The 12,593-nt window shown below is 70.6% G+C and carries 11 protein-coding genes; 4 read left to right on the top strand and 7 right to left on the bottom strand.

Annotated elements, in window-relative coordinates; all coding sequences use genetic code 11:
• Positions 1-579: 579 nt before the first annotated feature.
• From QR78_RS09850 to QR78_RS09835, 4 genes are all read right to left on the bottom strand, one after another.
• Complete coding sequence (locus QR78_RS09850; RefSeq protein WP_048427335.1) at positions 580-1,461, bottom strand: tetratricopeptide repeat protein; 882 nt, start codon at positions 1,459-1,461, stop codon at positions 580-582.
• A 260-nt stretch (positions 1,462-1,721) separates the two neighbouring features.
• Positions 1,722-2,837: a 5-(carboxyamino)imidazole ribonucleotide synthase gene (locus QR78_RS09845; RefSeq protein WP_048427334.1), complete on the bottom strand. Its 1,116-nt coding sequence runs from the start codon at positions 2,835-2,837 to the stop codon at positions 1,722-1,724.
• Complete coding sequence (gene purE / locus QR78_RS09840; RefSeq protein ID WP_048427333.1) at positions 2,834-3,331, bottom strand: 5-(carboxyamino)imidazole ribonucleotide mutase; 498 nt, start codon at positions 3,329-3,331, stop codon at positions 2,834-2,836. Before purE ends, QR78_RS09845 begins: the two co-directional genes overlap by 4 nt.
• Before the next feature lie 117 nt (positions 3,332-3,448).
• The gene (locus QR78_RS09835) at positions 3,449-3,667 is read right to left on the bottom strand and encodes a YdcH family protein (protein WP_048427363.1); all 219 of its coding nucleotides are present in this window, start codon (positions 3,665-3,667) and stop codon (positions 3,449-3,451) included.
• Between the two features lie 213 nt (positions 3,668-3,880).
• On the opposite strand from QR78_RS09835, the gene QR78_RS09830 reads away from it, so the two are divergent.
• Complete coding sequence (locus tag QR78_RS09830; RefSeq protein ID WP_048427332.1) at positions 3,881-4,066, top strand: YdcH family protein; 186 nt, start codon at positions 3,881-3,883, stop codon at positions 4,064-4,066.
• Between the two features lie 289 nt (positions 4,067-4,355).
• Here the strand turns inward: QR78_RS09830 and QR78_RS09825 are convergent, their stop codons facing one another.
• Complete coding sequence (locus QR78_RS09825; RefSeq protein WP_048427331.1) at positions 4,356-5,987, bottom strand: acyl-CoA synthetase; 1,632 nt, start codon at positions 5,985-5,987, stop codon at positions 4,356-4,358.
• Between the two features lie 158 nt (positions 5,988-6,145).
• Between QR78_RS09825 and QR78_RS09820 the strand changes: the two genes are divergently transcribed.
• Positions 6,146-8,056 (top strand): propionyl-CoA synthetase, encoded by a 1,911-nt coding sequence (locus QR78_RS09820; RefSeq protein WP_048427330.1) that lies wholly within the window; start codon positions 6,146-6,148, stop codon positions 8,054-8,056.
• A gap of 12 nt (positions 8,057-8,068) precedes the next feature.
• On the opposite strand, the gene QR78_RS09815 is transcribed toward QR78_RS09820, so the two are convergent.
• On the bottom strand, positions 8,069-9,313 hold the full coding sequence (locus tag QR78_RS09815) for a sensor domain-containing phosphodiesterase (RefSeq protein WP_053220859.1): 1,245 nt from the start codon (positions 9,311-9,313) through the stop codon (positions 8,069-8,071).
• Between the two features lie 336 nt (positions 9,314-9,649).
• Between QR78_RS09815 and QR78_RS09810 the strand changes: the two genes are divergently transcribed.
• Together QR78_RS09810 and QR78_RS09805 are read left to right on the top strand one after the other, a co-directional pair.
• The gene (locus QR78_RS09810; RefSeq protein WP_053220858.1) at positions 9,650-10,051 is read left to right on the top strand and encodes a hypothetical protein; all 402 of its coding nucleotides are present in this window, start codon (positions 9,650-9,652) and stop codon (positions 10,049-10,051) included.
• A gap of 115 nt (positions 10,052-10,166) precedes the next feature.
• Positions 10,167-11,288, top strand: coding sequence for an NADH:flavin oxidoreductase/NADH oxidase (locus QR78_RS09805; protein ID WP_048427329.1), 1,122 nt, complete (start codon positions 10,167-10,169; stop codon positions 11,286-11,288).
• 27 nt (positions 11,289-11,315) lie between these two features.
• Here the strand turns inward: QR78_RS09805 and QR78_RS09800 are convergent.
• A partial coding sequence (locus QR78_RS09800; RefSeq protein WP_048427328.1) for a DNA translocase FtsK occupies positions 11,316-12,593 on the bottom strand: 1,278 nt, incomplete at its 5' end.

Below are 12,593 nucleotides of genomic sequence, written 5' to 3'. Positions count from 1 at the left end.
CTGCTCGACTGCAGCCTCGTTTCTTGCTTCATCCGCCTGGAAGGCCCGGCGTTCCTGTACCGTGACCTCATCGAGCCATCGGCGAGGATTGCCGCACATCCAGCACGAGCATGGGGTCGGCGTTCGAGACCAGAAGGAGAGAATAGCCTGGGGCGAAAGCCGCCGGCCAGTCGCTCCGCCATGATAATCCTCGCGGGTCTTCATCAGCCGCGCACGGTGATGTCGACGCACACCACGACGGTGCTTTTCCAAAAGAGCCTCTGACGCAGGCCCTGACCCCGAGCGCCCCTGCGCTCTATTCGAGGGGATCAGGGCCGAAGCGTCTTCTTCTCGGAAACTCTGGTTCGCATGCGCGACATTCCATCACCGTAGCATGATACGGCCCGGAACGAGCAAGAGAGTTCCGGCCCTGTGGAATCCAGTCGAACACGCCCCGACGCTCATGGTCGAGCGGTTTTGGGCTGTTCGCCTTGCCCTTCTCGGCAGGGCCATAGGACGAGGCACAGTAATTGCGGCTACGAAAAAGGCTCCCAGCGTACCGCCGGGAGCCCTGGAAACCTACCAAATCTGCTCCGGACTTTACCGGAACAGCGACGCCATCCCGCCCTGCATCCGGCCGAGGCCCTGCTTGGCGATCGGGTTGCCCTGGTCGATGGCGATGGCGCGCTGGTAGCTCTCCACCGCCTCCTGGCGGCGGTTCGACTTCTCGTAGGCGAGGCCGCGATAGGCCCAGGAATCCGCGTCCTTGTTGTTGACGTTCAGCGCCGCGTTGTAGTCCTCGATCGCCTTGTCGTACTGGTTGGTGGCGATCAGGCTCTGGCCGCGGGCGGCGTAGGGCGCCGCCACGAAGGGGTTGCGGTCGATGGCGGCGTCGAAATCGCCGATCGCGGAGCGGTGCTGGCCCTGCGCCTGCCTCACCAGGCCGCGGGCGTGGTAGGCCTCGGCGGATTCCGGCGTCAGGCGGATCGCCTGGCTGAGGTCGCTGTAGGCGGCCTCGTAGTTGCCCTGCGCCCGCTGCAGGTTGGCGCGCCCGATATAGGCGGCGGTGTAGTTCGGGTCGGCGTTGATCGCCTTGGTGAAGTCCTGCAGCGCCGCGTCGCTGCGGCCCGACTGGCGATAGGCCAGGGCCCGGTTGCCGTAGGCCGAGGCCGAGTTCGGGTCGAGCTGGATCGCCTTGGTGAAGTCGGCGATCGCCGAATCGAAGTTCCCCGCCCGGGCATAGGCCGCGCCGCGGGTGTTGTAGGCCGCCGCGTCGCTCGGGTTGCGCTGGATCACGTCCGACAGGGAGGCGATGTTCACCTCGGTCGCGCCGGACTTGTCGGCCTCGACCACCGCGAATTGTCGCGTCGCGGTGGCCCGGCTGACGGTGTCGCAGCCGGCGAGCGCGAGCGCGGTCAGCACGGTCGCTCCCAGCATCCGGGCCGCCGGTGTCACACGGCTCCAGCCGATCACGTTGTTCATCACCCGCTCCCCCGGGGCGGCGCATCCGCGTCGCGCCGCGCACCATCGCAATCCGCACGCACGCGCCGCCTCGAAGCGGTCCCGGTGCCGGACGACCCTTCCTCGATCGAGGTGAAGGCCGGCTTAAAGGCAGTGCGCCTTTCCGCTTGAGCGGGACGATGTGGCGAAGGTGTGGCTCCCGGCGCCGTTGCGGCAGGGGAGGGCGCTGCGTGGCGACGGGTGTGGCCCAGCGGCCTCACCCGTCGGTGCCGGGCGCCGGGTCAGGCGCCGGTCGCGACCCGGGTGAGATGGCCCATCTTGCGCCCGGGCCGGGCCGCGCCCTTGCCGTAGAGGTGCAGGTGGCTGCCGGGCTCGGCGAGGATCCGGGTCCAGTCGTCGGCCTGATCGCCGATCAGGTTCAGCATCTCGACCGAGCGGCCGGTCAGGGCCGGGCTGCCGAGCGGCCAGCCGCAGATCGCCCGGACGTGCTGGGCGAATTGCGAGGTCTCGGCCCCCTCGATGGTCCAGTGGCCGGAATTGTGGACCCGCGGTGCGATCTCGTTGACGACGACGCCCGCCCGCCCGTCCGCTCCGCGGACCAGGAACATCTCCACCGCCAGCACGCCGACATAGTCCAGCGCCTCCGCGATGGCGCGGGCGATCGACACCGCCTCGGCGGCGGTCTCCGGCGTCATGCCGGGCGCCGGCACCACGGTGCGGGCGAGGATGTGGTGGCGGTGCTCGTTGGCGCAGGGGGCGTAGGCCGAGAAGCGCCCTTCCGCGTTGCGGGCCGCCACCACCGAGACCTCGGCCTCGAACGGCACGAAGCCCTCGAGGATGCAGGGCTGGTCGTGCAGGGAGGCCATCGCGGCGGCGGGGTCGAAGCCCGCCTCGCCGAAATCCTCCTGGCGCAGCATGAGCTGGCCCTTGCCGTCGTAGCCGAAGCGCCGGGTCTTCAGCACCGCCGGCAGGCCGATCTCCCGCACGGCCTGCGCGAGGCCGGCGGCGTCGTCCACCGCGCGGAACGGCGCGACCGGGATGCCGAGGCCCGCGACGAAGGATTTTTCCGTCAGCCGGTCCTGCGTCGTCGCGAGCGCCGAGGCGCTCGGGTGCAGCGGCCGGTGCGCGGCCAGGATCTCGGCGGTGCGGCTCGGGATGTTCTCGAACTCGTAGGTCACGACGTCGACGGACTCGACGAAGGCCTGGAGCGCCGCCGCGTCGTCGTAGGCCGCCACGGTCCGGCGGCCCGCCACCTCGAAGGCCGGGCTGTCGGGGTCGGGGCAGTAGATATGGGCCTTGAGCCCGTACTGCGCCGCCGCGACCGCGATCATGCGGCCGAGCTGGCCGCCGCCGATGATCCCGACGGTGGCGCCGGGGGCGATGAGGGGCTTGCTCACGGGGCGCTCGTATCCGGGTGCTCGGCGACCGCTGCGCTCTGGCGCGCGCGCCAGGCATCGAGCCGCTCGGCCAGGGGGGCGTCGGTCAGGGCGAGGACGGCGGCGGCGAGGAGCGCCGCGTTGACGGCGCCGGCCCGGCCGATGGCCAGCGTGCCGACCGGGATGCCGGCCGGCATCTGCACGATCGACAGCAGGCTGTCCTGGCCCGACAGCGCCTTCGATTCGACCGGCACGCCGAAGACCGGCAGCGGCGTCATCGCGGCGGCCATGCCGGGCAGGTGGGCGGCGCCGCCGGCGCCCGCGATCACCACCTTGACGCCCGCCGCCTTGGCGCCCTTGGCGAAGGCCACCAGGCGGTCCGGGGTGCGGTGGGCCGAGACGATGCGGGCCTCGTAGGGAATGCCGAGGGCGTCGAGGGTCTCGGCCGCGTGGCGCATGGTGGCCCAGTCGGACTGGCTGCCCATGATCACTGCGACGGGGGGCGATGCCGCCATCGTCAAGCGCATCCTCTCGCAAAAGCGCCGCAAAGCCGCGCGAACGGGCCGCGACCGGTCATCCCTCCGCAGTAGCGGCGCGCTCGCGCTCCCGCAAGCCGCCGCGGGACGCCGCCCTCAGGCGATGATGTCCGGCGTGAGCTGGTCTTCCAGGAAGGAGATGCGGTCGCGGATCCCGAGCTTGCGCTTCTTCAGGCGCTGGAGCTGGAGCCGGTCGCCGGCCATCACGCCCGCCAGCGCCTCGATCGCGTCGTCGAGGTCGCGATGCTCCTCCCGGAGCCGCGCCAGCTCGGTCTCGTACTCCGCCGTCGATTCCGCACTCAACTCGAACGCCATCGCCGCCCTAAGCCCTGGGATGATGCGGCGAAGAATGAACGAGGGCCCGCCCTCCGGCAAGGGCATCGCGGGGGCTCGGCGGGGGTTGTGCAGCCTCTCGGCGGCTCCGCGCTGCGGTGCACATTACGCAATTGCAATACGGAATGCCTTAGACATCGGCCCCGGGCTGTGGCAGGCTTCGTGTGTCACCTACATGACAGGAGGCAATGGCTGATGTCGCTGCACACGCATCTCACCGAGCTCGAGCGTAAGCACGAAGCCCTGGAGCGCGAGATTCAGGACGCCTGCACCCACCTCTCCACGGACGACTTGCGAATAGTCGAACTCAAGCGGCGCAAGCTTCACCTGAAGGATGAGATCAGTCGCCTGCGGACGACGTCCACTCGCGTGATGCACTAGCCCGGCAGAATTCAGCGCGCCGCCGCGTCGGCGTATCGACGCGGCGGCCCCCGCTCATTGCGACCATTTTCATAGCGACGACGGCCGGCGGGTTTTGCTCCCGCGAGACGATATGCGCAGGGTGCGCGACGCGGGGGTGAGTCCCGCCGGCGCCGCCGGCAACCGTGATCGTCCCAATCCCGGAAGCTCCCGCCCGCACCGTCGGGCGAGGTCGAGCCTGACAGGCGTCGACGCTCCGGCGCGCGGGCCCGAGCTCCCAAATCCGGAAGCCCCAGCGCCCGCGGCTCCGTCACAGCGCCTTCGCCATCTCCCGCAGCACGAATTTCTGTACCTTGCCGGTCGAGGTCTTGGGCAGTTCCGTGAAGACGACGTGCCGGGGGACCTTGAAGCCGGCCAGCGACTGGCGGCACCAGCCGATCAGCTCCTCGGCCGAGATCATCTCGGAGCCCTTCAGCTCGACGAAGGCGCACGGCGTCTCGCCCCATTTCTCGTCGGGCTTGGCCACCACGGCGGCGGCCGCCACCGCCGGGTGCTTGAACAGGGCCTCCTCGACCTCGATCGACGAGATGTTCTCGCCCCCCGAGATGATGATGTCCTTCGAGCGGTCCTTGAGCTGGATGTAGCCGTCCGGGTGCTTCACCCCGAGATCGCCCGAGTGGAACCAGCCGCCCCGGAAGGCGGCCTCGGTCGCGGCCGGGTTCTTCAGGTAGCCGCGCATCACCACGTTGCCGCGGAACATCACCTCGCCGAGCGTCTCGCCGTCGGCGGGCACCGGCGCCATCGTCTCGGGATCGAGCACGTCGAGGGCCTCGAGCGGCGGGTAGCGCACGCCCTGGCGCGCCTTGCGGGCCGCCTGCTCGTCCTTGCTCAGGGCATCCCAGTCGGCGTGCCACTCGTTCACCACCGCCGGGCCGTAGGTCTCGGTCAGCCCGTAGACGTGGGTCACGTCGAACCCGGCCTCCGCCATCCCGGCGAGCACCGCCTCCGGCGGCGGCGCGGCGGCGGTGAGGAACGAGACCCGGTGCGACAGGTCGCGCCGCTCGGCCGCCGGCGCGTTGATGAGGAGGGACATCACGATCGGCGCGCCGCACAGATGCGTCACGCCGTGATCCGCGATGGCGTCGTACATCGCCTTGGCCCGGACCTGCCGCAGGCAGACATGGGTCCCGGCCACCACCGACAGGGTCCAGGGGAAGCACCAGCCGTTGCAGTGGAACATCGGCAGGGTCCAGAGATAGACCGGGTGCCGGCCGAGATGGCCCGCCACCACGTTGCCGACCGCGAGCAGCGACGCGCCGCGATGGTGGTAGACCACGCCCTTCGGGTCGCCGGTGGTGCCCGAGGTGTAGTTGAGGCTGATCGCGTCCCACTCGTCGGCGGGCATGGCCCAGGCGAAGGCGGGATCGCCCTCGGCCAGAAGCTCCTCGTACTCGACCGTGCCGAGGCGCTCGCCTGGGCCGTCATATTCCGGGTCGTCGTAATCGATGACGAGCGGCGTCACCCCGGCCTTCGCCAGGGCCGGGCCCATGATGCGGGCGAATTCCCGGTCGGTGATCACGACCTTGGCCTCGCCGTGGTCGAGGCAGAAGGCGATGATCGCGGCGTCCAGCCGGGTGTTGAGGGTGTTGAGGACCGCCCCGGCCATCGGCACCCCGTAATGGCACTCGATCATCGCCGGGGTGTTGGCGAGCATCACCGCCACCGTGTCGCCCCGCCCGATGCCGCGGGCCTTGAGCGCCGAGGCGAGGCGCCGGCAGCGGGCGTAGAGGTCGCGGTAGTCGCGCCGCAAGGCGCCATGGATGACGGCCGTCCGCTCGGGGAAGACCGCCGCCGCCCGCTCCAGGAAGGTGAGCGGGGTCAGCGGCTGGTGGTTGGCCGGATTCCGGTCGAGGCCGTGGTCGTAGAGGGTCGCGCCGGTCATGGATCGTCCTGCTGCCTGTCCGGCCAGAGTAACCACGAGGACGCCGCGATCAATCCGTCTCGCTCCTTACGAAAGTTCGACTTCCGGTGATCGCCGTCGCTGCTCTATCTGAGGCGCAGGATCGCCCCGAGACGAGCGGCGCGCCGGAGGGAAACGCCATGGCCAGCCCGAGCCGCTACCCGGAGACCTACGCCGCCTGGCAGCGCGACCCGGAGGGGTTCTGGGGGCAGGCCGCCGGGGCGATCGACTGGGTGACGCCGCCCGCCCGGGTCTTCGCCCCCGAGGAAGGCGCCTACGGCCGCTGGTTTCCCGGGGGCGAGGTCAATGCCTGCCACAACGCCGTCGACCGCCACGTCGCGGCCGGACGCGGCGCCCAGGCGGCGATCCTGTACGAGTCTCCCGTCACCGGCACCAAGCGCCGGATCACCTATGCCGAGCTTCTGGACGAGGTCGCGGCCCTCGCCGCCGTGCTCCAGGATCTCGGCGTCGGGCGCGGCGACCGGGTGGTGCTCTACATGCCGATGGTGCCGGAAGCGCTGTTCGGCATGCTGGCCTGCGCCCGCATCGGCGCCGTGCATTCGGTGGTGTTCGGGGGCTTCGCCGCCCGCGAGCTCGCCGCCCGGATCGAGGACGCCACCCCCAAGGTGGTGCTCGCCGCCTCCTGCGGCATCGAGCCGGCCCGGGTCGTCGCCTACAAGCCGCTCCTCGACGAGGCCTGCCGGCTCTCCTCGCACAAGCCCGAATCCTGCCTGATCCTGCAGCGGCCGCAAGCCGTCGCCGAGATGGTCGAGGGACGCGACCGGGATTGGGCGCAGGCCGTGGCCCAGGCCAAGGCCGAGGGCCGTCCCGCGCCCTGCGTGCCGGTCGCCGCCACCGACCCGCTCTACGTGCTCTATACGTCCGGCACGACCGGCAAGCCGAAGGGCGTCGTGCGCGACACCGGCGGCTACCTCGTGGCCCTGGCCTGGTCGATGCCGAACCTCTACGGCGTCGCCCCCGGCGAGACCTATTGGTGCGCCTCCGACGTCGGCTGGGTGGTGGGCCATTCCTACATCGTCTACGGGCCGTTGATCCACGGCTGCACCACCGTGCTCTACGAGGGCAAGCCGGTCGGCACGCCGGATGCCGGGGCGTTCTGGCGCGTCATCGCCGAGACCGGGGCGGTCGCGCTGTTCACCGCGCCGACCGCGCTTCGGGCCGTCAAGAAGGAGGATCCGGACGCTCGGCTGATGCAGGGCCACGACCTCTCGCGCTTCCGCACCCTCTTTCTCGCCGGCGAGCGGGCCGATCCGGACACCGTCGCCTGGGCCGAGCGGATCCTGGGCGTGCCGGTGATCGACCATTGGTGGCAGACCGAGACCGGCTGGCCGATCGCCGCCAACCCGGTGGGATTGGGCGCGCTCCCGGTCAAGCACGGCAGCCCGACGGTGGCGATGCCGGGCTGGGACGTGCAGGTGCTCGACGAGGCCGGCAAGCCGCTGCCTCCGGACACGATGGGCACCATCGCCATCAAGCTGCCGCTGCCCCCCGGCGCCCTCCCGACCCTGTGGCAGCAGGACGAGCGCTTCCGCGAGAGCTACCTCACGACCTATCCGGGCTACTACAACACCTCGGATGCGGGCTTCCTCGATTCCGACGGCTACGTCTCGGTGATGGGCCGCACCGACGACATCATCAACGTCGCCGGCCACCGCCTCTCGACCGGCGGCATGGAGGAGGTGCTGGCCTCCCACCCGGCGGTCGCCGAATGCGCGGTGATCGGCATCCGCGACAGCCTCAAGGGCGAGGCGCCCTGCGGCTTCGTGGTGCTCAAGGCCGGGGTGTCGCAGGCGCCGGACGCGATCGAGCGCGAGCTGGTGGCGCTGGTGCGCGAGCGCATCGGCCCGGTCGCGGCCTTCCGGCTCGCGCTGACCGTCGGGCGCCTGCCCAAGACCCGCTCGGGCAAGATCCTGCGCGGCACGATGAAGAAGATCGCCGACGGCGAGGAATGGGCGATGCCGCCGACCATCGAGGATCCAGGCGTCCTCGACGAGATCGGCGGGGCGCTGCGGGAGCGGGGTCTCGGATGAGCGGCGGTCCGCTCAGCCCTCCGACGCTCCCTCGAGGGCCGCCGGCCCGAACGGGGGCAGCGCCGCGGCGTCGTCGAGGCTCAGCGGCCGGCCGGTGAGGAAGCCCTGCACCCGCGTCACGCCGATGCCCCGGAGCACGGCGTATTCGGCTTGCGTCTCCACCCCCTCGGCGACGATCTCGCAGCCGATGCGCCGTCCGTAGCCCGTCAGCGCCTCTGTCAGGGCGCGGCGGCCGGAATGGGTGTCGATGTGGCGGATCAGGCTCATGTCGAGCTTGATGATCTCGGGCGCGAGATCCAGCACGTGCCGCAACGTGGCGTGACCGGCTCCGACATCGTCGATCGCCAGAAACAGGCCGCGGGCGCGCAGCGGATCGAGTACGGCGCGCAGCTGCTCGTAGGACGCCACCGCCGCGTGCTCGGTGAGCTCGATCACCAGCCGTTCGGACGGCGCGTCGCCCAGGGCCTCGATCAGGCCCGGCGCGGCGAGGGCGGAGGGCGACAGGTTCACCGACAGCTTGACCCCGGCGGGCAAGGCCGGGAAGGCCGCCAGGGCCTTGCGCAGGGCGAGGAATTCGAGCTTGTCCCCGAGGCCGACCTCCGCCGCATCGGCAAACCAGATGTCGGGACCCTGTCCGGGCGGCGAGGGGAAGCGCGCCAGGGCCTCGAAGGCGGCGAGGCTCGCATCCGCCGTGCGGTAGATCGGCTGAAAGACCATCTCGATCGCCTGCGTGTCGAGCAGGGCGGCGATGCGCCGGCGCTTGCCTTCGCGTTCGCGCGCGGCGTCGCGGTCCCGGGAGAGGATCGACTCCACCATGTCGGCGCACAGGCGCAGCATGCCGAGGTCGCGGGCGGTCAGGCTGCGGTCGGGCGTGTAGCTGAAGCAGCACAGCGTCCCGTAGGGCTCGCCGTCGGCGTGGCGCAGCGGGACGCTCAGATGCGCTCCGACCGGCATGTCGCGGGTGACCGGCATGGTACCGGCGACCGGATCCCGCGCCGCATCCGGCATCAGCCCGGGCATCAGGCCCTTGGCGACGTAGTAGCAGAAGCTCTGTTCGAGCGGGGCGGAGGTCCCGACCACGACGGGGTTCGGCGCCGGGCCTCCGACATCCGAGAAGCGAATCACCCGGTCGCCTGCGACGAATTCCGAGATGAAGCCGACATCCATCGCCAGGTGGCGACGGACCGATCGCAGGACGGACAGGACCTGCTCGCTGGTGCTGCCGGGATGATCGCCGAAAACGGGGCGCAGGGGCATCGTACGATCCGGATCCATCGGGGTCACGACGTATTCAAGAATTTTTTTTGGGTCTTGCCGAATATTGCAGACGCGTCAGCAGGGTAAGTCTGGATCGACTTGTCGGCACGGTCGACGATGTAACATCGTGACAATGTTTTGCATTCTTGGCCGAGTTCGCAGGCAGATACATCGTGATATCTTTGTCCCGGCGCTTGCTTTTGGAATATTGAATTTAGCAAGGCATTGAACGTCTAGCCGAGCCGGTCGGACCATACAAGTGGTTGAATTCTCTTGATGGCTTTGGCACGATGGACGTGTGACCTGCGTTCAGTTCCCGCGTGGTGAGGGACCGTCATGCTCGCTTCGGATGTCCGTGGGGCGGCGTCGTGCCAAGGCGTCGAGGCCGTCGCGTCCGTCGCCGTGGTGCCGGAGCCGCTCCGGGCGCTCCTGGAGCGCATCGAGCACGGCATCCTCGATCTCGCCCGCGGCGCGGACCCGCGCGAGACGATGCACGCGCTCCGCAGCAGCCTGTCGGATATCTGCGCCCTGACCGAGGCCGACCCCAAGACCCTCCAGGCCGTGGAGCGGGTGGTGAGCGCCGGCGAGCGGCTGGCCGAGATCGCGGCCCCGTCGCTCCGCTCGCGCGCGGCCGCCGCGGCGCGCGGCGCGGCGACCCGCGCGCGCAAGCGCCTCGCCGCCGCCCTGGTCGGCACCCGGCCGAGCCGGATCGCCGTGAGCCTCGGCCGGGGGTGGTGAGTGCGCCGCCGCACCCGATGAGCAGGCGCTAACGCGCAGGCGCCCTGCAGCGCCCGCGCTGGCACGACCGGGCGGGGCGCGGCACAGTGCGGCCATCCTCACCCGGAGTTCCCGCATGAGCCGTCCTGCCCTGTTCCAGCCCCTTCGCCTCGACGGCCTGGAGCTGGAGAACCGGATCATCGTCGCCCCGATGTGCCAGTATTCGGCCCGCGACGGCGAGGCCACCGACTGGCACATGATGCATCTCGGCCAGCTCGCGATGTCGGGCTCCGGGCTCCTGACCCTGGAGGCGACGGCGGTGTCGCCGGAGGCGCGGATCACCCATGGCGATCTCGGGCTCTGGGACGACGGCACCGAGCGGGCGCTGGCCAAGGTCCTCGATGCGGTGCGCGACTACGCGCCGGTGCCGATCTGCATCCAGATCGCCCATGCCGGCCGCAAGGCGTCGAGCGAGGCGCCGTGGCGCGGCGGCCAACAGGTGGCGCCGGAGTCGCCCCGCGGCTGGCTGACCGAGGCGCCGTCGCCGCTCGCCCATGCCGAGGGCGAGGTCGCGCCGCGAATGCTCGACCGGGAGGACATGAAGCGCATCCGCGACGGGTTCGCGGCCACCGCCCGTCGCGCGGCACGCCTCGGCATCGAGGCGGCGGAGATCCACGCCGCGCACGGCTACCTGCTGCACCAGTTCCTCTCGCCGGTGGCCAACCAGCGCAGCGACGAATACGGCGGCAGCCTCGAGAACCGGATGCGCTTCCCCCTCGAGGTCTTCGAGGCGGTGCGGGAAGTGTTTCCCGCCGGCCAGCCGGTCTGGGCCCGGGTCTCGGCGACGGACTGGGTGGAGGAGGGCTGGGAGGTCGAGCAGACCATCGCGTTCACGCAGGCCCTGAAGGCGCGGGGCGCGGCGGCCATCCACGTCTCCACCGGCGGCGTCTCGCCCCGGCAGAAGATCGCGATCGGGCCGGGCTACCAGGTGCCCTTCGCCGAGCGGGTGCGGGCGGCGACCGACCTCGTCACCATCGCGGTCGGCCTCATCACCGAGGCGCGCCAGGCCGAGGCGATCCTGGTCGAGGGCAAGGCGGACGCGGTCTCGCTCGCCCGCGCGCTGCTCTACGATCCGCGCTGGCCCTGGCACGCTGCCGCCGAACTCGGCGCCCGGGTCCGCGCGCCCAAGCAGTACTGGCGCTCGCAGCCCCACCATCTGAAGGATTTGTTCAAGGAGGCGAGCTTCGGGCAGCGGTGAACCCGCGCCCCCCGGGGCAGGACGGCCTCAGCCGTCCTGCTCCTCCAGCAGGATCTCGCGCTTGCCGGCATGGTTGGCGGGGCCGACGATGCCCTCGCGCTCCATCCGCTCCATCAGCGAGGCGGCGCGGTTGTAGCCGATCTGCAGGCGGCGCTGGATGTAGCTCGTCGACGCCTTCTTGTCCCGCAGCACCACCGCCACCGCCTGATCGTAGAGGTCGGCGCCGGGCTCGCCGAAGCCGCCCTGGTCCATGACCGGGGCATCGGCCTCCTCCTCGCCCTCCTCGGCGGTGACCGCCTCGAGGTAGGAGGGCCGGCCCTGGCGCTTCAGGTGCGCCACCACCTGCTCGACCTCGTCGTCCGAGCAGAACGGGCCGTGCACGCGCGTCGTGCGCCCGCCGCCCGCCATGAACAGCATGTCGCCCTGGCCCAAGAGCTGCTCGGCGCCCATCTCGCCCAGGATCGTCCGCGAGTCGATCTTGCTCGTCACCTGGAAGGAGATCCGGGTCGGGAAGTTCGCCTTGATCGTGCCGGTGATCACGTCCACCGACGGGCGCTGCGTCGCCATGATCAGGTGCAGGCCGGCGGCGCGCGCCATCTGGGCCAGGCGCTGGATCGCGCCCTCGATGTCCTTGCCCGCCACCATCATCAGGTCGGCCATCTCGTCGACCACGATCACGATGTAGGGCAGGGGCGCGAGATCCATCATCTCGTCCTCGTAGACCGCCTCGCCGGTCTCGCGGTCGAAGCCGGTCTGGACCGTGCGGGTGATCACCTCGCCCCGCGCCCGTGCCTCCGCCACCCGGGCGTTGAAGCCGTCGATGTTGCGAACGCCGAGCTTCGACATCTTCTTGTAGCGCTCCTCCATCTCGCGCACCGCCCATTTGAGGGCGATGACCGCCTTCTTGGGATCGGTGACGACGGGGGAGAGCAGGTGCGGGATGCCGTCGTAGACGGAGAGTTCCAGCATCTTGGGGTCGACCATGATCAGGCGGCACTCCTCCGGGGTCATCCGGTAGAGCAGCGACAGGATCATGGTGTTGATGGCGACCGACTTGCCCGAGCCGGTGGTGCCGGCGACGAGCAGGTGGGGCATGCGGGCGAGGTCGGCGATGATCGCCTCGCCGCCGATATTCTTGCCGAGGCAGAGCGCGAGCTTCTGCTTGGTCTCGGCGAAGGCCGGGGAGGCGAGGAGCTCGCGCAGGTACACGGTCTCGCGGCGCGCATTCGGCAGTTCGATGCCGATGGCGTTACGGCCCTGGACCACCGCGACGCGGGCCGAGACCGCCGACATCGAGCGGGCGAT

This window comes from Methylobacterium indicum, assembly GCF_001043895.1.
Taxonomy (GTDB): domain Bacteria; phylum Pseudomonadota; class Alphaproteobacteria; order Rhizobiales; family Beijerinckiaceae; genus Methylobacterium; species Methylobacterium indicum.
The sequence above is the reverse complement of the archived record's forward strand: the minus strand, read 5'-3'. Positions and strand labels throughout refer to the sequence as shown.